Origin of the sequence: Pseudoalteromonas sp. KG3 (genome assembly GCF_030436385.1) — a bacterium.
GTDB classification, from domain to species: domain Bacteria; phylum Pseudomonadota; class Gammaproteobacteria; order Enterobacterales; family Alteromonadaceae; genus Pseudoalteromonas; species Pseudoalteromonas prydzensis.
This window is the reverse complement of the sequence record NZ_CP098523.1, coordinates 950,284-971,217: the sequence shown is the minus strand read 5'-3', so window position 1 is coordinate 971,217 and position 20,934 is coordinate 950,284. Positions and strand designations below refer to the sequence as shown.

Sequence of the window (20,934 nt, the reverse complement as noted above, 5' to 3'; positions counted from 1 at the left end):
GTCAGTCAGTGGCTGTTCACTTTAGTATTAAATTTATAATAAAAATGACGTTTAAATGACAATCCATTAAAACGTCAGATCTAAGTAAGAACATTATGACAACAAACAAAACCACAATTAGTACATTTAAATATGGCTCATGGGTATTAGCTAGTAGCTTATTGTTATCGAGCTGCTCAGGTGAGCCCACAACCCCCAGTGCCGACAAAAAAGTAGCTGAACAAGTTAACGAACATTCAAAGCCGGTGGTTTACCAAGTATTCACCCGTTTATTTGGTAATACCCAAACAGCCAACGTGCCATGGGGAACCAAAGAGCAAAATGGCGTAGGCACATTTAGTGACTTTAATGATGCTGCTTTAAGTGGCATTAAAGAACTTGGTACCACCCATATTTGGTATACCGGCGTGCTTCACCACGCGCTGGTAGGCGATTACAGCCAATATGGAATTAGCCAAGATGATCCAGATGTAGTGAAAGGGCGCGCAGGCTCTCCTTATGCTATTAAAGATTATTACGATGTAAACCCAGATTTAGCCATCAATCCAGAGCGCCGCCTTGAAGAATTTGCGGCATTGATTGAGCGCACCCACCAACACGGTATGAAAGTGGTGATTGATATTGTGCCAAATCATGTGGCGCGTCATTATCAATCTACTGCTAAACCTGCTGGTGTGAAAGATTTTGGTGAGCAAGACGATACCAGCGTAGAGTATGCCCGCGATAATAACTTTTACTACGTTACTGGGCAGTCATTTCAAGTACCAACCAGTGAAAATTACCAAGTACTGGGCGGTAATACCCACCCACTTGCCGATAACTTATTTGATGAAACACCTGCAAAATGGACTGGTAACGGTGCCCGAGCTGCTAAGCCTGATATTAACGATTGGTACGAAACGGTTAAAGTTAACTACGGCGTAAAACCCGATGGTAGCTACGACTTTCCAACGTTACCAAGCGATTATGCCAATCAAGATTTACGCGCGCACTTTGAATTTTGGCAAGATAAAGAGTTGCCAAACAGCTGGTATAAATTTCGTGATATCGCCTTGTATTGGCTCGATAAAGGCGTAGATGGTTTTCGCTATGATATGGCTGAAATGGTGCCCGTGGAGTTTTGGAGCTTTTTAAATTCATCTATCAAGATGCACAACCCAGAGGCATTTTTACTAGCCGAAGTATACAACCCAGATTTATATCGCCCGTATATCCAGCAAGGCAAAATGGACTACTTGTACGATAAAGTGGGCTTTTACGACACCCTAAAAGCCGTGATGCAAGGCACTCAAGCCGCGAGTAGCATTTTTGCAGCACAGCAACAAGTGGCAGATATTGAACAGCACATGCTGCATTTTCTAGAAAACCATGACGAACAACGCATTGCCAGCCCCGATTTTGCAGGTAGCAGTGAAAAGGGCAAACCCGCATTGGTAGTATCAAACCTTATTAGCCGCTCGCCAACACTGTTATATTTTGGCCAAGATGTAGGTGAAGATGGCTCTGAAGAGGCTGGTTTTGGCAAACCAACTCGCACCAGTATTTTTGATTATATTGGCGTGCCAGCGCATCAAGCGTGGATGAACAACGGCAAGTTTGATGGCGGCGCATTAACTGCCGAGCAAAGTCAGTTACGTAAATATTACAAAGCGGTTATGGCGTTGAGTAAACATCCTGCGGTTGTTACCGGTGACATGCACCCGTTAACGGTGACAGGTAGCGACCAAGTTGCCGCGTTTAGCCGCAGTATTGGTCAACAACACATTTGGGTGGTGAGCAACTTTGCCGAGCAAAAAAATACGGTAAGTATTGATATTCCACTTAACACATTAGCAAACTACAAACAGGCAGAGCAGCAATTACTTGATCTGCTCGAAGCCAATCAAACTGCCGTGTTAACAATCACACCTGAGCAAGTAAAAATCAGTTTAACGTTAAATGCGCTTAGCAGTGCAGTATTGACCACTGGAGCACATAATGAATAATAACAAACCTAACCTAAGCTTTTGGCAAATATGGAACATGTGCTTTGGCTTTTTAGGCATTCAATTTGGTTTTGCATTACAAAACGGTAATGTCAGCCGTATTTTTCAAACCTTAGGTGCAAATATTGATGACATTCCAATTTTATGGATTGCAGCACCACTAACAGGTTTAATTGTACAACCTATTATTGGTTACTGGAGCGACAAAACATGGTGCAAACTAGGCCGTCGTCGCCCGTTCTTTTTTTATGGCGCAATTTTAACCACGCTCGCGCTGTTTATTATGCCTAATTCACCTACTTTATGGATTGCAGCGGGCATGTTGTGGATTATGGATGCTTCTATCAATGTCACAATGGAACCATTTAGAGCATTAGTGAGTGACAACCTGCCAACGAAGCAACGCGCCACAGGTTACGCCATGCAAAGCTTTTTTATAGGTGTTAGCTCAGTGGTGGCCTCGGCGTTACCTTGGATGATGACAAACTGGTTTGATATTTCTAACACTGCGCCAGTTGGGCAAATTCCTGATTCAGTGAAGTTCTCATTTTACTTTGGTGCTGTAGTGTTAATTGTTGCGGTATTTTGGACCGTGTTTACCACAAAAGAATACTCACCAGAGCAGCTTGAAGCGTTTAATGATCATGTTGAACAAGCAACAACAAGCACTGCCAACAAACCTGTTAATTTCAATAAAGGTGCCATAGTCTTTACGTTACTGGGCTTAGCTATTTTAGTGTTGGTGCTAAGTCTTTCACTTGAGAAAGAACTTTATTTACTGGCCGCTGGCCTCACCTGTTTTGGTATAATCCAATTTATTGCTGGGCAATTACAACGACAAAACAAAACACAAAATGGCTTTTACCAAGTATTAAATGATGTATTTATCATGCCAGAGGCCATGAAACAGCTTGCTTGGGTGCAGTTCTTTAGTTGGTTTACCTTATTTGCAATGTGGATTTATACCACTTCAGCAGTAACCAGCTTTCATTATGGCAGCAGTGATACCAGCTCCCTTGCTTATAATGATGGCGCTGATTGGGTGGGTATTTTATTTGCAGCCTATAACGGCTTTGCAGCATTGGCTGCGTTATGTATTCCGATCATCGTAAAGCGTTTAGGCTTAAAGTTAGCACATGCCATCAACCTAGTATTAGGTGCCTTAGGCCTAGCGAGTTTTATTTTTATAAAAGATCCAAGCTTATTGATCTGGCCGATGATCGGCGTGGGCTTTGCGTGGGCGTCTATTTTATCGCTGCCTTATGCCATGTTGAGCTCATCAGTACCGAGTAAAAAAATGGGCGTGTATATGGGAATATTTAACTTTTTTATCGTGATCCCACAATTACTCGCAGCCAGTGTACTGGGCCTCATTTTACGTCACTTTTTTGAAAACCAACCTATTTACGCATTAGTACTGGGCGCAGTGTCGTGGATACTTGCAGCAGTTGCGGTATTGCGCGTTAAACATACGCAATAGCGACTTGCTTTGCACAGTTAATGACTAATAAAAAAGAATTAAGGGTTAAACATGAAAAAATACAACATCATTACCGCAACTTTATTTATGCTTGGGCTAACGGCATGTAGCTCAGAGCAAGCGATTAATAATACGCAAGTTACCGAGCAACTAAGCGCACCGGGGGCACCAGGTGCAGAGCCATTTTGGGCATACTCAGGTAAAACAGGAATTGGTACGTCATTTGAGCAATACCAACAGGGGGCTTATAGCGACAATGCCGCAACAGGCCCTGTATCAAAAGTATGGTTTTCGATTGCCAAAGGCATGATCACCGAAACCATGTTTGGTTTAATTCACCAAGCACAAATTAAAGACATGCAATTTATAGTGGTGGGTAAAGACTTTACAGTCACAGAAGCGGATGATTTAGACGTAAGCATTGATTACTTATACAAAGACCAAGCAGGGCGGCCATTATCGCTTGCTTACAAAGTAACAAGCAAAGATAAGCAAGGGCGCTTTAGCCTCGAAAAACACATATTCACCGATCCAGATGGGCAAACGTTATTTGTACGCAGTATTTTTAATACCGAGCTTGAAGGCGTAAAAGCCTTTGTTAATGTTAACCCATACATTGACAATAATGGCCTAGATGATTTTGCAAAAGTAACAGAGCAAGGCCTTGTTGCTTGGCAAGATGATAATTATTTATCGTTACAAAGCGCACAACCTTTTAAACAAACTAGTGTTGGTTTTACAGGTGTGAGTGATGGTTTAAGCGACCTTAAAACAACCCAGCAGCTTAGCAGTGTTTATAAAAATACCGGTGATCAATCAGGTAATGTTAGTTTATTGGCAGAGCTGGGTGAAATTGGCAAAAATAGTCAGTTTGATTTAACCCTTAGCTTTGGCAAAAGCGAGCAAGCCAGCTTTAAAGAAGGCCAAGCAAGTTTAGCCCGTGGTTATCAAACGGTACTTGATAACTACAATGGTAAAGGCGATGCCATTGGTTGGCAAGATTACCTTAGCAGTTTGGCACCTCTTGCAAGCCTTGTTGATGATACTACCGACAATGGCAAGTTGTTATACACCAGTGCCATGGTGCTAAAAGCGCAAGAAGATAAAACCCATGCCGGTGCGTTAATCGCGTCGCTTTCAAACCCATGGGGCGAAACGGTGTCGGCTAAAACAGGCTCTACCGGTTATAAAGCCGTATGGGTACGTGACTTTTACCAAGTGGCGATGGCATTTATGGCCATGGGCGATACCCACACTGCAAAAACCGCATTCGAATATTTAGATAAAGTGCAAGTCAACCCAAATACCCCAGGTAACCAAGGTGATACAGGCTGGTTTTTACAAAAAACGCATGTTGATGGCGAACTTGAGTGGGTAGGCGTGCAGCTTGATCAAACCGCGATGCCGATTATGCTAGCGTGGAAGCTTCACCAAGCAGGTGTATTAACTGATGGCGAGCTCATAGATTGGTATGGGCGTATGTTAAAACCCGCAGCTGATTTTTTAGTGGACGGCGGCCTTGCTAAAATTTTGTGGAACGACACACAAATAACGCCACCGGCCACACAACAAGAGCGCTGGGAAGAGCAAGAGGGTTATTCACCGTCAACCAGCGCAGCGGTTATAGCGGGTTTAATTACCGCCGCCGACATTGCCAAACTAGCGGGTGATGAGGCCAATGTTAAGCGCTACCTTGCAACCGCAAAAAGCTATAATGCCGACATTGAAAACACCATGTTTACAACCCAAGGCAACCTTGACTCAACAGCAAGCGACGGCGAATATTTCATTCGTATTGGCCAAGATAAAGACGCCAATTCAAACACTAAAATTAGTGCCAATAATGGCCGTGAAGGCTTTAATAAAAAGCAAATTCTCGACGGCGGCTTTTTAGAGCTAGTACGTTATGGCGTACGCGATGCACTTGCCCCTAGCATTGTTAAAACCTTACCTGAGTATGATGATCAAAGCTTAGAAGATAACTTGCAAGTGCATTACACATTTGAGTTTGCCGACGGCTCAGGCACTTTCTCAGGCTATCGCCGCTATGGTAACGACGGTTACGGTGAAGACGAAGTAACGGGCGCAAACTACGCTGAAGGCGGCATAAAAACCCCAGGGCAACGTGGGCGAGTATGGCCGTTTTTTACCGGCGAGCGAGGTCATTATGAAATTGCCGCCGCTAATGCCACAAATAGCTTCGATGCCACTAAGCAAAACGCCATCAAAAACACCTATGTAAAAGGTATGGAAACATTTGCTAACCAAGGGTTTATGCTACCAGAGCAAGTATGGGATGGCGTAGGGGTTAACAAAGCAGGATATAAGCTTGGCGAGGGCACCAACTCAGCCACACCACTGGCGTGGACCCATGCTGAATACATCAAACTACTTCGTTCATTACACGACAAGCAAGTGTGGGATCATTACCCCGTGGTTGAACACGCACTGCAATAACCTTTTCTAGCAAATGACTAGCCGTAGTCACATACGGCTAGGTGCATTTATTAAAATAATAACGGAGATGCAATGAAAACCTTTACCTTGAGTGCGTTGGCCCTCGCTTTAATGTTAACGGGCTGCCAGAGCGCACCTACAACTAACACACAAAATACTAATACAGCCGCTACGGCGCAAATCAGTGCCGAACAACACGCCACGCCATGGTGGCAAAGTGCGATATTTTATCAAATTTGGCCACGCAGCTTTTATGACAGCGACGGTGATGGCCATGGCGATTTTAACGGCATGACCAAAAAATTGCCGTATTTACAAGAGCTCGGTGTCAATGCTTTATGGTTGACCCCCATGTTTGAAGCGCCATCTTACCATGGTTACGACTTTACTGAGTTTTACCAAGTAGAAAGCGACTACGGTAGCATGGCAGAATTTGAAGCCTTTATACAAGCCGCTGACGACAAAGGCATGAAGGTGATACTTGATTTAGTGATTAACCATATTTCAAGTGAGCACCCATGGTTTAAACGCTCTGCAAACGGCGAGCGCCCTTACAGTGACTACTTTGTGTGGCGTGACGACTTGCCAAAAGCGGGCAGTGGCTGGGGCCACGCATGGAGCGATAACGACAAGCCAGATGCGGTATGGCATTGGAGTGAAACCCGTCAGCAATATTACTATGGCGCATTTGGTGCCAGCCAACCTGATTTAAATTTACGCCACCCCGACGTAATTGCCGAAATGGAAAAAATGGCCAAGTTTTGGCTCGATAAAGGCGTAGCAGGCTTTAGATTAGACGCAGTACGCTTTGCCATGGAAAGCGGCGGCAATGCGCAAGCCGACACCGATGAAACCATTGCTTACTGGCAGCACTTTAATCAGTATGTAAAAAGTGTTGATCCAGACGCGTACTTAGTCGGTGAAGCATGGGCCGATATTCCTGTTGCAGCAAAATATTACGGCGATGGCAAAGGGCTCGATCAAGGTTTTGACTTTGAAGTGGGCTATAAAATCCTTGGCTTATTAAAGCCTGACGCCAGTGGCGAAGCGCAATTTGGCACTATGCAGTCTAACCAGCAAAAAAATACGGTTGATGCCAATGTGTTAAAACAAAACTTACAACAGCGTATTGACTCGAGCGCACCACTTGACTTTTTTGCGCCGTTTTTAACCAATCACGACCAAGAGCGAGTGGCTTATCAGCTAGCAGAGCATGACGACAAGGCAAAGCTTGCCGCCGCCATGTTATTTAGCTCACCGGGCACCCCTTATATTTACTACGGTGAAGAAATTGGCTTAACACAAGGTGGCACAGGTCACGACGTTTATAAACGCGCGCCAATGCAATGGAATAACAGCAATCAAGCAGGCTTTACCACAGCTAAAAACAGTTGGGTTGAACAAAGTGACTTGTTTGGTGATGATTTTGCCAGCTGGTGGCCAGCATTTTTAACCGAGCAACTTGCAGCAGCAGATCGCAGCGTAGCCGCCCAGCAAGCACAGCCAGACTCTATTTGGCAGCTATATAAATTATTAATCGCGCAGAAAAAACAGCGCCCAGAGCTTGGCATTAAAGGCAGTTATGCGTTAACTCAACACAACAACGGCCTAGTTGAAATAACCCGCGAGTTAAATGGCAGTAAAAGTGTGTTCGTGCTTAATTTAACGGCTAACCCACAAACTATTGCTAACATCGCTCGTGACGGTTTAACCGCCAGTTGGCAACACGACCTCAATGGCGAACAACTCGCAGCTTATGGTTTGTTGTTACTAAACAATACACTGTAAATAAAATTCACCCATTGGGGCTAACATACGTAAGCCCCTTTTGGTGAATGTATTATAATTGCATTACCTCAAACTTATAGCGCATTTTTAAAGCTTATTAGATTAGATAAAAGTCTTTTAAATTCATACTTTATAATATTTTACTTAGTGGGCTAATTACCCCGTTCGCGCCTTGTTGTAAAACATGAGTATATATTTGTGTTGTTTTGACATCAGAATGGCCAAGCTGAGCTTGAACTGTTCTGATATCGGCGCCACTTTGCAATAGATGCGTTGCAAATGAATGACGCAAGGTATGCGGTGTTATAGTTTTTGTTAATCCCGATTTTTGAACGGCTTTCTTTACTTCTTTTCTTATACACGAGTGATGAAAATGATGTCGTCTTATTTCACCACTTTGAGGATCTGTACTTAATATATGAGAGGGAAATAAATACTGCCACGCAAGTGATTTTGAGGCGCAAGGATATTTTTTTGTTAAAGCATATGGCATCCATACGCCAGCATAATCGGTATTCTTTAAATCAAGTTTTAAATAGTCATCAACGTGCAAAATTTGATTTCTCAGCATAGGAATTAGCTCTGTGGCTAGCGTTACAATACGGTGTTTATTACCTTTTCCATTCCATACTTGAATGCATTTATAATCAAAATCAATATCTTTCACCCTTAACTGCACCGCTTCCATTACTCTTAAACCGCTACCATACATAAGGCCTGCAATAAGATAATAGCGCTTATTTAAATGAGTCATAAGCAGCTTAACTTCTTCTGGCGTCATTACGACAGGCAGTTTTGCTTGTTTTTTACTGCGGGCAAAATTTAAGTTTAACGATAGTTCACTTTTTATTATGTGCTTGTATAAAAATGACAATGAATTAAGTGCTGTGGCTTGCGTTCGTGGTGCAACATTTTGCTTTAACACTAAGTGTTCTAGATAGCGTTCGACTTCATTGTCTCCCATTGAGGCGGGGTGGCGCTTATTATGAAAATGAATATAAGATGCAATCCACCTCAGGTACGTGTCCACGGTACGTAATGAATACTGACGCACTAACATATAATCAGCGATATAATTTAAAAATGGGGAACGCGTTTTCATATTTTCACCAATAAGAATACTGTGTTTATATACAGCTTAGTTGTTTTGCTCCTATATTCAAGAAAATGCGCGCCGAGCGCACTTTCTTCTTTCTTATTATATTTAGTACCAAGAAAAAATTATAGCTGGTAATGAGTTAAGTTATTTGTTAAAAAGTAATTAATAAATATATTAGCGTAACGTTGGTAGAAATATACGCGACGAGCGCACTATAAAATTGTTAAGTTCTGGATGTGATGTGAAAATCAGGTATATAAAACTCGGAAACGGTGGAAAATGGGAGAGTTCTTGTATTGAGCAGGAGCAGACTCTCCGGCTCGGATATGAAAGTCCGTACCACCAAGAATCTCTAAGTGGAGAATGGGATTCTGTCTTTGACTATTGGCTAAAGGCTCGGAGTGGGAATCGCGGTGCAGCGGCCAGGGATTTGAACCAAATTCGTGATTTTTACGAGCTCAAAGAATCAGATATCTGGATAACCTTCTACAAGAGAAAGCTGTATTGGTGCCATGCCTACGAAAATGTTCATCAGCTAGAAGATGGAAGTCGGATTCGAAAAGTAGTCGGCTCTTGGAGTTGTGAAGACAAAAATGGCGCACCGCTTTCGATAGAGAATATCGACGGAAGAATAACGAAGGTCCAAGGATTTCGCGGAACCATTTGCGGTATTGAACTGCCGGAATACCTTCAAAGAAAGATAGACGGTGAGACCCAGCCTGAGATTCAGTCAACGAAAGATGCTTTGGCGGCCCTGAAGCATAATGTTGAAAGTTTGATCAAGGGTCTCTGGTGGAATGATTTCGAACTGCTCGTCGATCTTATCTTTTCTCAGTCTGGATGGCAGCGTATTTCAGTGCTAGGAAAGACGGAAAAGGATATCGACCTTGATGTGTTTTCACCGGTTACACAGAAGCGAGCGTTCGTTCAAGTAAAATCCACCACGACAGCCAACCAGATCGAAAGCTATCAAGAGATATTCAATCAGTATCATCAGTATGATGAGATGTATTTTGTTTTCCACACCTTTTCGGGCGATCTCGGGAAACTGAGCATTGAAGATCCAAGAGTAGCTGTATGGGATATTTCACGGGTGGCTGATTTGGTAATTAACGCCGGCCTGATTGGCTGGCTACTAGCCAAAAGAACTTAACAATCGGCTGCACAGCGACCGATTTTCCGCCGCTTCGCGGCTCCAAACCGGCGCGTGAGCCTGGCGTTAGGTATACAAGGAAGTTGAGTGCCAATTTATATCAAAGTTGAACAATCTAATGAGAAGCTAGCTCACTTAGCAAAAGAGCATTGGGATCTGCCTGTTCAGATCCAAGAGCTTGAAAGTTGGTTGTTAGAAAATCCTCTAAATTTAACTCCTTCAAACTATATTGCTGACGTTGGCTTTTCTATTCGAGAAAATGCTTGTGGCGGTGGTGCAATATTATCTCCTAAAGCTATGAGTATTATGGGAAATCTCGGTATTAAATTGTACCTATCTGAGTACGGAGTGTAATGTATACCTAACAAGTCGATGAAGGAAAAGGACATCTAACAGTTGGCTGGTGTTTCGTTCCTCAACAATTTTAGCCAACTATTAGCTAGCCTCTTATCGAGGTGTTATATTTTTTCGATACATAGGCGTTAACTAAAAAGTGTATTGATAAAATCAATTAAGTTTTAATGTTATAGGCCGATAAAGATCTTATTAATAATATATCTTTCATAGGAAAGGGAATTTAATATGAAAATAACTCATGATGTTTTAACAGATACCGCAACAACACAGCTTAAAAATAAATCAGCTCCTGTTGATTCGGGTAAATTAACTGATATCCACTCAAATGAAACAATGAATAAGCAGCAAGCACAAACATTTGCTGATGATATTTATCATAAAGATGAGCATATCCCACAAAACCAAAGCACTTATGATAGACCGCTAAGTATTACAGCACATAAATCTGAATCAGAGCTTTTGGATAAAATGACTAATACAATATCATTTGGTGAATTACCACATAAGTTAAATCAACTTCGACCTAAATATGAAGATTTCATGAATGAGTTAGAAATATCTTCTCCATCGTTAGCTAAAAAAGAGTGGGAATTTTCTGTTGATAGTAACGATAAATTAGTTGTTTCAGGTAATATTACTGAAGATGAAAAAAACTACCTTGAAGGTAAATTGAATGCTAACGAAGATATCGTTAATTTAGCTAAAGAATTACCTGACATTCTAATAAAAGGTCAAGAATATGACCGTGGTTATGATGGGAAAGGAAAATATTGGGGGAAATATGATGTTACTCAAGAAAACTTTAAAGACATTATTGATATAAAGGGACTTTTAGATAGTTCGTATGGGCCAAATGCCAAAGCATTTGATGATGGTTTTGATGCTTTTTCATATCAAGATAATTTGCGTAGTCAATTAGCGAGTAAGGCTGAAGCTAAATATGCTTATTAACGAACTGTTATTTAGCATTGGAGAACAAAAAATATAATCGGGTAGCCGGAGGTCTCTAACCTCCAGCCCCCACACCACCCATCATGCGGGTCCGCAATGGGCGGTTCATCTCCCGTAATGAATGTTGATCCAAATATCCCTCAATGACACTAAACCTTGTGAAGCTAAGTAGTTATTGCCTAGCGCAATGTTAATACCTTTTGTTTTTGAGCTTCTACAAGGGCCTTTACTGGTGATACCACAGGCTATGGCGAGTCGTTCGCTAACACCCAATTTCATTAAACTGCGTACTTTAGTGCGTGCTATTCCTTATAAATAGCGCCATTGTCGCCAGTAGCACATTTTTATCCTACGGCGGATCCAGAGATCTAAATCCACCGTTAGCTATAATAATCAAAGTCAAAATAGACAGCCCGATGGGGCGACGACAGTACAGCAAACGACTTGGCTGTATAGAGCCTGCTTTTCTTTAAATAAACAGCGGAATATTACAGTTAACAAAGGCATGAACAAACAGACCTTACGTGGACAAACGAAAGTGAATGCGCAATGGCAGTTGTATTGCCTTGTTCATAATCTAGAAAAGCTGAGAAACACGATGCATTAATTAGCGTAAGCCCTTATCACCTCAAATAATCCACTCAAACACCTGTGAGACCTTCCAAAACGCTAATTAAAGCAACAGCAAATCCTCTTTTATATTTTACTTAAAATCGAAGTAACTAATTGAATCAAAATAGGAACTCAGCTATGGTTAATGCATCAATAAAAATAAATTAAAAACGAGTTATTCTACAGCCTCGTTAGCCATCCATTTATAATTCTAAGAGTTGAATGATGTTACGTGTAATTTTTATATTAATATTCTCCATTTTTATCACTGGCTGTGATCATTATAATTACGCTGTGAAAAAAAATGATTCTCCAATAATATATGATTTGTATGGTAAATCCCCTGAAGAGTATGAATTTTATAGTAATCTCTACAAAGTGAATCCAGAGAATATATATTCTGACATGATTGAAATCACACATTTAAACGATGTCTATAATAGTCAATATGGTACACCTGAATCTACTACACGAAAATCACGGTTAGATTTTGTGTTGCACCCTCGAACAGGTGTAGAGCTTGTAGTGCCTTCTGTACGGCTTGAGCATTACTCTGAAAAAGGCGATTTATATAAACCAATAAAAATTGAATCTACATTGTCAAAATGTGTTGGAAATGTTGGTTGCAATGGAATATTTGTTCTCCATTATGCAGATAAAATGCCCCAAAAAATCATTGAAAAGGTAAGTTTCAAAATAATAGTAAACGGTAAAGAAAAGCATGTTTCCTATATAATTCCTCTAGAACTTAAATTTGAATACTCTTTCTGGGACGGATTGATGAACGAAATAGAACGTTTTTAATACGCAAATTTTTTCAAATAAGTAAGTTTCGTAAAATGAGTGTAAATGGCCAATCGGGTAGCCGGAGGTCTCTAACCTCCAGCCCCCACACCACCCATCATGCACTTTTTTATTAACAGGAAGTGCAATGGGCGGTTCATCTCCCGTAATGAATATTGATCCAAATACCTCTCAATGACGCTAAACCTTGTGAAGCTAAGTAGTTATTGCCTAGCGCAATGTTAATTCCTTTTGTTTTTGAGCTTCTACAAGGGCCTTCGCTTCCAAGCGCCTACTTTTGGTGCTGGTGATACCACAGGCTATGGCGAGTCGTTCGCTAACACCCAATTTCATTAAACTGCGTAGTTTGGTGCGAAAGAAAAATAGGACAGGCACATTTCATCAAATTAAAAAGCCTTAAAGCTGAGTTAAATGCACTCAAATAAAGCTAATCGGGTAGCTGCAGCTCTCCAGCTTTCATGTTATCCATAATTCATTGTTTTTTTAAAAGCACCATGTATCAAATTCGAAAATCACTAAACAATTGAATCGAAGTAGGAACTAGGCTATTGTTTGTGAATAACCGCAAATAGCGAGTAACTATCTGAACTCGTCATATGTTTATGGAATATGGAATGTTACAGCAAATTGAACAATGGATTGATCAGACAAACCTTAAGCACAAAGAACAAAGGGTCGCTTGCTCTACATTTTTTGACGAGTTTAAAGGCTTTTATTCTTTGGAATTTTTACAACAGGCGTATTTTGTAATTGTTGATGAAATCCCAAAGCCTCATTTTCCAGAGTTACGACACCTTGGGTTAGGTGACTTCATCGATATGAATGTAAATGGAATTACATATAAAAACACTTACTACGTTGTTCCTCATTTAGCATCTAATTTACGTCTACATTTTCATGAACTTGTTCATGTTGCGCAGTGGGAGATTCTAGGCGCAATTGCCTTTATGGAACGTTACATAACAGAAATCCGCACTAAAGGTTACTATGATGCGCCTTTGGAAAAAATGGCATACGCTTTTGACTCTCACTTTATAAATGGCGGTGAAAAAATTGACGTCCCCCATTTTATAGCGCAAAAAATATAATAAATGTCTTAATGAACTCTCTTAGCGATGCTTCTTGTGGTGATTCAATGAAACCAGATAGCACGTTGGCTAATAAACTTAGCTGGATAGCGACGACACCAAGATTACCCCTCAGTGCAAAATTATAAACTTACTGGGCTGTTAAAATATGTTCCTAAGAAATCTACTTATTGGACTAACAATTGTGTTCGCTTGGTTACCAGCTACCTTTCTGATGATTATTGGTGGGCTTTATTTCGTAACAAGTATTGTCACTATTTTCTTTGTACCACTTAGTTTTACTGTGCAATGGTTGTTACCACTGGTTGGCGGTTTTTTGGGGTATTTAGCTCTGACTTCTTTAAGTTGGGGGGTGAATATAGCACTAAAGAAAAGATTAATATTTTTAATTTTAGGCGTAGTTTCCTTGCTCTATGTGTATTGGTTGAGCTGCAATTATCAAGGGGAAATTGTTAGCTTAAGTTTAAGCTGGTATAAGTTATTTATAATTGGAGGACCACTATTTTTTAGTGTTATCCATATCCTACTTCATCTTTTATGGTTGAAAAAATCAGCTTAATATATTTTGGTATGCATGTTTTGTCACAAGGACAATAAACGCTAAACGTGACACCAATTCATAAATGTGCAGATACCACTGCGTTAAGTCACTACGATTGGTGTCAATACATATTCTAATGTCTATATGTTTGAAATACTATTTTGGGAAAGGGAGTTATGAAAGTTTTATTACAACAAAGCAAGTTAGCTAGTGTTAAGCTGTTTCATAGTTTTGTCACTAGAACGTTATTCTGTGGCATGTTTGCTTACTATCTAGTTGAAATCTCAAAAGCCGCGTTTTTAACGCAGCTTGGGTATATCGCCTTGTTTTGTGTATTATCCTTAGTAAGTGAATACGTTATGTCAAAGCCAAAAAAGTCAGTGGCTGTAGCAATTGATGGTGATGTTTTGATTGTATTGGGTGCACGTATAAGTACTGCCGAGATCAATGAAATTTTATATGTGCAGACTAAAAGGTTTGAACACACTGTAAGATTCCGCTTTAAAAATCATCGATATCAAGATTTTGAATTAGCTTCTCCTGACTTAATTGAAGATCTACGTTTTTACAATTTTCTAGTTGAAAATCAATTACCAGTAAAGATGTTAGATAGTTGTGAGCGTGTTATTTAGTATCTCAACATTACAAGCCATTAAGCATAAGTTTAGAATCCGAGCCGGACTTTCAAAAAAAGAGACTACCTAATGGTTGCCGTATATTTATTTACTGATGATTATGATCGACTATTTAACTTTTATTTTAATATCCTGAAATTTAAGGAGCTGGACTGTGTTCTAACCTTTCCTGAAAATGATAATGCCGGAATATGGCTATTAAATGCAAACGGAAACCCTAGCGGATTGAGCTATTTTGGCTATGAAATAAAAACTAACTTTTTATCCTATTGCGAAAGCCTAATTTCAGTAGGCGTAAAATTTGAGATGGTTTGGGGTCAGCCAAGTGGTTATGTAGCAAGGTTCTTTGACCCTGATGGAAATACGATTCTAATTACATCTGAATGCTTCGATGAGAGTAATGAGGTAGACACTAGCAACTGGGGGTTCTTTAATACAATCAAGTGATTGTATGAAAGCGAAAGTAAAACCACTGCGTTCTTCGCTCCACAAAAAATCCTTAATTACGATCATAACGAACAAAATAGAAATCACTAAACAATTGAATCAAAATATTAATTCGATTATGGTAATTCAACAGTAAAATAAATTTAAACGAGTCATCTCAGGTTCGTTAGTTTCATTTATGTAGCCTTTATTTCTTAACTAGCTGAGGAAACTGATTTTTTGAGCTGTATTTATCTAAAACTTCTTCATAAATAATAGGGTTAATGAGATCATGATGTACTCTCAAGAATTTAAAACTGAGCTTAAAAAGTGTAACATTTTTAAAATTAAAAGTCCCAAAGGTGGGCACTATAACGACCGTTTTGAACTTAATGCTATTATTGAAGCAGAAAATGAAGTTAAGTTGCTAAATTACTTAGAACGGTTAGGCGTTCGTCATACAATCCATAATGAAGAACCTAAACAATGGTGCCCACCGCCAATAGTATTAAATGGTACAAAAAAATGGATTGAGTATACTACCCAATGTAAATGTTTTGGCTATAAAACTTGTGTGCATATAGGAACTACCGACCTTACAATTGAGTTTAATTTTAATTCCGATAATTTCTATGAAGTATCAATTAATGATGTAAAAAGAGCTGTAGAATTTGAAAAGACATTAAAATTAAATGGCTTTGCTTCTTAAGATAACTAAGCTTATCGATTAACGTTAAGTTACAAGAAAGAGGTCATCTTCTTAAAACTAACAACATATAGGGACTGTTCTTTCGCCATAGGAATTACTAATATTTTAGGTCTCGTCGGCGGAAAAATTATAAATTAACAAACCTATCTACTTCTATCTGCTTGTTGTGTCTAAAATGGTTTTCGTATTGAAGGTGTAAAATGCCTAGGCTAACTAATAAAATGCTTGATGAAATGCAGGAAAATATAGTGGATTTTGAACTGATTTTTGGTATTGATAATCCCAATTACTTGCCATACTGGACTGCTTATATGAGAAATGATGAGCGCAGACAGTTCTTATTAAATGAAGGATCAACATTTTTAGATTTTAATATGGAAATGCTCGAACATGATTTTGATTGGTTGGAATGGGAAGCAACCATTTGAAAATAAAGTACAATAAAAGACATTGTAGTGGTACATTTTTTAATGTTAAAAACTTTAAATAGGTTAAGTGAATTGTGCGCCCAACTTTTGAGTTACACGGGCACATTTGGTAAGCAGAAAATAAAAAGCTGGGCTTAATGGGACTCAAAATGAGCTCTAAACTGATAAAAATAACCAATAACCTTCGAGTGACGATTACAATACTACACAAATATGTGATTTATCTTACACATAAGGCTTCAGATTGCTCGGTAAATGGTAATGCTAATTCACACTTATAATTACCCACCATAGCATTTATTTCAAATACTAAGTTATTATCTTGCCAATTAAAGTTTTCAAACCACCAGTTGCCGTCTTTTCCTATAAGATCAATGATTGAGTCGTCAGTTTTATTTATGGCACTACAAACATGTTTAATGTTTGTTGGGCCATCAAATAGGGATGTAGTGTAATGCTCAATGGTAAAACATGGGTTCATTTCAGAATTATTAAGAATAAGACGAAACTGACCGTCTGCTTCTTTTACATTGCCAAACTCTATATGTTTAACAGCTGGAGGGATGACAACCTCATTCTTTTTTACAGCTTTTTGGTGCTCTGCTTTAACATCTTCTTCCTTTTTGGGTTTGTTTTTTAGCTCACAACTAATCGTCATATCTGACAGTTCTATAGTACAAGCTTGATCAGCCCAATAGGCAGCAACAAAGAAATATAATCGCTCAGCTGAGAAATGCATTTCAAAAGGGAAGATGTTAGGATCATCAGCTAAATTAATGCCTTTGGTGATCTGACAAAAGCGGGCTTCTTTATTGGTTGTTAGGTTTTTAACATGAATACAAGGATCGCCATTTTTTATATAAGCGGCAAACTCCGCTTGCTGATCATCCCTGTAGTTGTTTGTTGCATAAAACTTATATTGACTAATGTCATCGGCTTTAGCGACACTGGCGATGAGTAAAATAAGTAATACACATATTTTTTTCATTTATTATAAGCCTCATTGCTAATCAGGGGGGGGGTAATAAAAAAACGGAACAACACTTTAACTATTTTAAAGAGTTTTGCAATAGAGTTGTTATGATGGGGGATTTTGAAAGGCATAATAATTTATGCCATATCTTTGATAGTTAATGGGCTCCCCTGATTTCACTCGGTAGTTTGGAGTCGTCATTATTTGCTTCATATTAAAAAATACCAAACCACACAAACCCTACAGAAGCAGTTAATCACTAAACGATTGAATCAAAATAGGAACTCGGCTATGGTTGATACAATAATAAAAATAAATTTAAAACGAGTTATTCTACAGATTGATTAGGGATTACTAAAAATACTTGCAAGGATGGTGAAATGGTTAGGTTTTATCTGGTTCTTACTTTATTAGGCATTTTACTACTCTATGGCGGTTTTGTTCCTTTAGTGGTTGCAAGTGGCTTAGATCTTGGTTTCTTGTTAATGACGTGGTGACAAATACTATTAGCGTATTTACTTGATGTTGTACTGTCTGCCGTTGTTTTATTGGGTTTTATCATTGTCGATGGCCACAGAAATAAAGTGACATATCGGTATTTTTCTGTGCTGAGCACGTTGTTTGTGGGTTTGTCGTTTGGGCTTCAACTTTAGGGTAGAGAGCGATCTTAATACAAAACTCGTTAATCTTCACTGCAGTGAATAATTCACTTGAATTTGTTGTGCGAATATTAGTCTGTAAGAAGTGAGCGAGAGTTAAACTAGTCCCACTTTTCGCTTACTTGAGGTTTTTTGCTCAGCTTTAGAATTCTATATAGCTCATAAGTAAGAAACGTTTAATGTCTTTATTATGATAAAAAATAGCCTAATTTAGTAAATATTATTAAAAAAGATCCATCAGCGCGATAATGGACATTAATAAACTTCTCAACATAATATGTCGAGGTGTTTACTTTTAATACATCAAACTGGTCGCTTAGTTTTAATGCCCATTAATTTGTTAAGGATGGCCAAAACCGTTTGTAATAAAAAGGCGATAGTTGTATTAAAGCCTGAGCTTGCTGAAATAAAAAACAAGTATAAAGATCAACCCAGTCCAATAGCTAAATCTACAATGGCGCTTTTATAAAAAGCACAACATTAAATTTATTGATGAAAAGAGTGTGTTTAATATGGCTGGTCAGGGTTTGTTTGGTTTGTTACGTTTTAAGATCTTCAAAAAATCGTGTTTAATAGTAAGTTTGCGTGGATTGCGAGCATTGTAAAACCCGATATTGCATTTTCATTGTTGGTCGGTGTGATCACTTTAATAAACTTCCCCTCTGCTATTGGTTTATATTGGGCAACATCAAGTGGTAAAAGTTTATTACAATCTTTATTACTCCATCATTATTTTGAAAATAATATCTTTTGTGGCTGTTTCAATAGCCCAAAAAGTAATTGGGCTATTGAAAAGCTTAAGGCTGGGGTTAATTAACGACTGCCTTTACTGTTCATTTTTCAAATTAGCGGGTTCTAATAAACTAAACGTAGGTAAGCGCCATTTAAAGCGTACCGATGCCATGCGTATTAAATACCCTATAACTAGGCTTGTAATAACGCTGATGTTGTCATCAATGTTGTAGTGGTGTAGTGCTAGATATAAACAAGCTACAATCAGCGCTACGCTGGCGTAAAGCTCATGATGTAATACCAGCGGCGCTTGGCGACAAATTAAATCACGTAGTAACCCACCAAATACGCCGGTAACAATAGCTGCAACTACACAAATACCATAGTGCAAACCCATATTGAGCCCCACTTGGCAGCCAATAATACTAAATGCGGCAAGCCCTAAGGCATCTAAACGCATAAAAATGCCTTTAAATTTAACCACCCATTTAGCTAGCCAAGTTGTAATAATACCGGCAACGCAGGTGATCAATAAATATTCTGGATGTTTTACCCAAGTTAAAGGGTAATTGCCAAGTAAAATATCGCGTACGCTACCACCACCAATTGCTGTAGCACTGGCTACTAACATAACCCCAAACCAATCCATGTTTCTGCGCCCAGCGCTAAGCGCACCGGTCATGGCTTCGGCTGTAATACCAATAATATAGACAATAGTTAATAGCATAAGATATTCACTTGAATTTTTAAGAGCCAAAATAAAAGTGCGATTGTAGAGAGAAATTAATAAAAAGACGAGTGAGAAATTATACTAAAAATGTTCATTTTCAGATAAAAATAACTAATGCGAAATTAGTGTGTGAACTGGCTGTTAATAACGCGTTTACCTCGCGTGTAATTATAAAAACAATAAGGACAAAAGACCGTAAATAAAGTAATTAGCTGGAACCTCGTGCAATTAGTCGCGGTGTTAGTAGGGTGCTTTGTACTTGTTCACCACGAATTAGTTTTAGTAAGTTTTCAACTAGCATTTGTCCTGCAATTGTGGTGTTTTGCTCTATGGTTGTGAGTGGCGGATTTACGTAGCTGGCAATAGAAATATTATCAAAACCTATCACAGCGACATCTTTTGGCACGTTAATATTGGCTTCTTTTAAGGCGCGTATTGCACCTATAGCAATGAGATCGCTAGCAGCGAAAAGGGCATTAAAAGTAATATTGTTAGCAATAAGTGAACGTGTGGCATGATAACCAGACTCTTCAGTCGAAATCGCATTTGCTATTTTTCGCTTACTTAACGTAATTGCATGTTGTCGTAACTCGTCTTTAAAACCATTAAAACGGGCAAAAAATTCAGGGCTATGATCAGATGCATCACCAATAAACGCGCAGGCTGTCCGGTTTTGAGCAATTAAATGCGTAGCTGCAAGTTGACCGCCGCCATAGTTATCACAGCTAATTGTTAAGTCGGCACGATTATCTACCGTTGCTCCCCAGCATACAAATTTGGTGTTTTGTTCAAGTAAGGTATTAAACTTAGGCTGAAAATCAATGTAATCGCCATAACCTAATAAAATAATACCATCAGCACGGTGGCTGTCTTCGTAATCCGCTTGCCAATCGGCACTGGTTGATTGAAAAGATACAAGCAAGTCATAACCTTGTGCAGCACATGCACGGGTAATACTGCCAAGCATGGCCAAGAAGAATGGGTTTATTTGTGATTCATCGGCTGTTGGATCTTCAAACAATAACAAAGCCAATGTACTACTTTGTTGAGTTCGTAAGTTACTGGCGTTTTTATCAACTTTATAATTAAGTTGTTTGGCTACTTCAAAAACACGTTTGCGGGTTTCTTCATTAACCAATGGACTGTTACGCAATGCGCGCGAAACAGTAGACTGTGATACCCCTGCATAGTGGGCAATGTCAAACGATGTAGCTTTACCTTTCATACACAACCTAACTGCTTTAAGTAAATAAACTGCAAATAACTCGTGCCATTCTCGTTTATTTGTTGATTTTTACAAGCTATTTATCAGTAATCTAAAATTTTT

The 20,934-nt window shown here is 39.2% G+C and carries 21 protein-coding genes and 1 pseudogene; 17 read left to right on the top strand and 5 right to left on the bottom strand.

Annotation, left to right across the window (positions count from 1 at the left end; all coding sequences use genetic code 11):
- Positions 1 to 95 precede the first annotated feature (95 nt).
- The 4 genes from NDQ71_RS04705 to NDQ71_RS04690 all read left to right on the top strand — a co-directional run bounded on the left by NDQ71_RS04705 (position 96) and on the right by NDQ71_RS04690 (position 7,710).
- Positions 96 to 1,985 (top strand): alpha-amylase family protein, encoded by a 1,890-nt coding sequence (locus NDQ71_RS04705; protein WP_301562346.1) that lies wholly within the window; start codon positions 96 to 98, stop codon positions 1,983 to 1,985.
- Entirely contained in the window at positions 1,978 to 3,465 is a 1,488-nt protein-coding gene (locus NDQ71_RS04700; RefSeq protein WP_301562345.1) for an MFS transporter, read from the top strand. The genes NDQ71_RS04705 and NDQ71_RS04700 overlap by 8 nt, the downstream gene beginning before the upstream one ends.
- Before the next feature lie 51 nt (positions 3,466 to 3,516).
- Positions 3,517 to 5,922 carry a glycoside hydrolase family 15 protein gene (locus NDQ71_RS04695; protein ID WP_301562344.1) on the top strand — a complete coding sequence of 802 codons (2,406 nt, stop codon included), beginning with the start codon at positions 3,517 to 3,519 and terminating at the stop codon, positions 5,920 to 5,922.
- A gap of 72 nt (positions 5,923 to 5,994) precedes the next feature.
- A complete protein-coding gene (locus NDQ71_RS04690) occupies positions 5,995 to 7,710 on the top strand; it encodes an alpha-amylase family glycosyl hydrolase (protein WP_301562343.1) in 1,716 nt (571 codons plus the stop codon).
- 130 nt (positions 7,711 to 7,840) lie between these two features.
- On the opposite strand, the gene NDQ71_RS04685 is transcribed toward NDQ71_RS04690, so the two are convergent.
- Positions 7,841 to 8,812 (bottom strand): integron integrase, encoded by a 972-nt coding sequence (locus tag NDQ71_RS04685; protein WP_301562342.1) that lies wholly within the window; start codon positions 8,810 to 8,812, stop codon positions 7,841 to 7,843.
- Positions 8,813 to 9,050: 238 nt separating this feature from the next.
- On the opposite strand from NDQ71_RS04685, the gene NDQ71_RS04680 reads away from it, so the two are divergent.
- The 3 genes from NDQ71_RS04680 to NDQ71_RS04670 all read left to right on the top strand — a co-directional run bounded on the left by NDQ71_RS04680 (position 9,051) and on the right by NDQ71_RS04670 (position 11,270).
- A complete protein-coding gene (locus NDQ71_RS04680) occupies positions 9,051 to 9,962 on the top strand; it encodes a restriction endonuclease (RefSeq protein WP_301562341.1) in 912 nt (303 codons plus the stop codon).
- 87 nt (positions 9,963 to 10,049) lie between these two features.
- On the top strand, positions 10,050 to 10,316 hold the full coding sequence (locus NDQ71_RS04675; protein ID WP_301562340.1) for a hypothetical protein: 267 nt from the start codon (positions 10,050 to 10,052) through the stop codon (positions 10,314 to 10,316).
- 228 nt (positions 10,317 to 10,544) lie between these two features.
- On the top strand, positions 10,545 to 11,270 hold the full coding sequence (locus tag NDQ71_RS04670; protein WP_192543262.1) for a hypothetical protein: 726 nt from the start codon (positions 10,545 to 10,547) through the stop codon (positions 11,268 to 11,270).
- Positions 11,271 to 11,375: 105 nt separating this feature from the next.
- Here the strand turns inward: NDQ71_RS04670 and NDQ71_RS04665 are convergent.
- Positions 11,376 to 11,648, bottom strand: a pseudogene (locus NDQ71_RS04665) (group II intron reverse transcriptase/maturase); the annotation flags it as partial.
- Between the two features lie 127 nt (positions 11,649 to 11,775).
- On the opposite strand from NDQ71_RS04665, the gene NDQ71_RS24380 reads away from it, so the two are divergent.
- From NDQ71_RS24380 to NDQ71_RS04630, 8 genes are all read left to right on the top strand, one after another.
- Positions 11,776 to 11,877, top strand: coding sequence for a transposase (locus NDQ71_RS24380; RefSeq protein ID WP_367318006.1), 102 nt, complete (start codon positions 11,776 to 11,778; stop codon positions 11,875 to 11,877).
- Between the two features lie 227 nt (positions 11,878 to 12,104).
- A complete protein-coding gene (locus NDQ71_RS04660; protein ID WP_301562339.1) occupies positions 12,105 to 12,686 on the top strand; it encodes a hypothetical protein in 582 nt (193 codons plus the stop codon).
- 614 nt (positions 12,687 to 13,300) lie between these two features.
- Positions 13,301 to 13,774 carry a hypothetical protein gene (locus tag NDQ71_RS04655; protein WP_301562338.1) on the top strand — a complete coding sequence of 158 codons (474 nt, stop codon included), beginning with the start codon at positions 13,301 to 13,303 and terminating at the stop codon, positions 13,772 to 13,774.
- 184 nt (positions 13,775 to 13,958) lie between these two features.
- Positions 13,959 to 14,333, top strand: coding sequence for a hypothetical protein (locus tag NDQ71_RS04650; RefSeq protein WP_301562337.1), 375 nt, complete (start codon positions 13,959 to 13,961; stop codon positions 14,331 to 14,333).
- A 158-nt stretch (positions 14,334 to 14,491) separates the two neighbouring features.
- Positions 14,492 to 14,947, top strand: a complete 456-nt coding sequence (locus NDQ71_RS04645) for a hypothetical protein (RefSeq protein WP_301562336.1) — start codon at positions 14,492 to 14,494, stop codon at positions 14,945 to 14,947.
- A gap of 72 nt (positions 14,948 to 15,019) precedes the next feature.
- Positions 15,020 to 15,397, top strand: a complete 378-nt coding sequence (locus NDQ71_RS04640; RefSeq protein ID WP_301562335.1) for a VOC family protein — start codon at positions 15,020 to 15,022, stop codon at positions 15,395 to 15,397.
- A gap of 271 nt (positions 15,398 to 15,668) precedes the next feature.
- Positions 15,669 to 16,085 (top strand): hypothetical protein, encoded by a 417-nt coding sequence (locus NDQ71_RS04635; RefSeq protein WP_301562334.1) that lies wholly within the window; start codon positions 15,669 to 15,671, stop codon positions 16,083 to 16,085.
- 200 nt (positions 16,086 to 16,285) lie between these two features.
- The gene (locus tag NDQ71_RS04630) at positions 16,286 to 16,513 is read left to right on the top strand and encodes a hypothetical protein (RefSeq protein WP_301562333.1); all 228 of its coding nucleotides are present in this window, start codon (positions 16,286 to 16,288) and stop codon (positions 16,511 to 16,513) included.
- A 220-nt stretch (positions 16,514 to 16,733) separates the two neighbouring features.
- Here NDQ71_RS04630 and NDQ71_RS04625 read toward each other — a convergent pair whose 3' ends face one another.
- Positions 16,734 to 17,501 carry a hypothetical protein gene (locus NDQ71_RS04625; RefSeq protein ID WP_301562332.1) on the bottom strand — a complete coding sequence of 256 codons (768 nt, stop codon included), beginning with the start codon at positions 17,499 to 17,501 and terminating at the stop codon, positions 16,734 to 16,736.
- Between the two features lie 485 nt (positions 17,502 to 17,986).
- On the opposite strand from NDQ71_RS04625, the gene NDQ71_RS24375 reads away from it, so the two are divergent.
- On the top strand, positions 17,987 to 18,139 hold the full coding sequence (locus NDQ71_RS24375; RefSeq protein WP_367318012.1) for a DUF2834 domain-containing protein: 153 nt from the start codon (positions 17,987 to 17,989) through the stop codon (positions 18,137 to 18,139).
- A 571-nt stretch (positions 18,140 to 18,710) separates the two neighbouring features.
- Positions 18,711 to 18,962 carry a hypothetical protein gene (locus NDQ71_RS04620; protein ID WP_301562331.1) on the top strand — a complete coding sequence of 84 codons (252 nt, stop codon included), beginning with the start codon at positions 18,711 to 18,713 and terminating at the stop codon, positions 18,960 to 18,962.
- Between the two features lie 9 nt (positions 18,963 to 18,971).
- Here the strand turns inward: NDQ71_RS04620 and NDQ71_RS04615 are convergent, their stop codons facing one another.
- Positions 18,972 to 19,604, bottom strand: coding sequence for a trimeric intracellular cation channel family protein (locus tag NDQ71_RS04615; RefSeq protein WP_301562330.1), 633 nt, complete (start codon positions 19,602 to 19,604; stop codon positions 18,972 to 18,974).
- A gap of 211 nt (positions 19,605 to 19,815) precedes the next feature.
- Positions 19,816 to 20,832 carry a LacI family DNA-binding transcriptional regulator gene (locus tag NDQ71_RS04610; RefSeq protein WP_301562329.1) on the bottom strand — a complete coding sequence of 339 codons (1,017 nt, stop codon included), beginning with the start codon at positions 20,830 to 20,832 and terminating at the stop codon, positions 19,816 to 19,818.
- Positions 20,833 to 20,934: the final 102 nt, after the last annotated feature.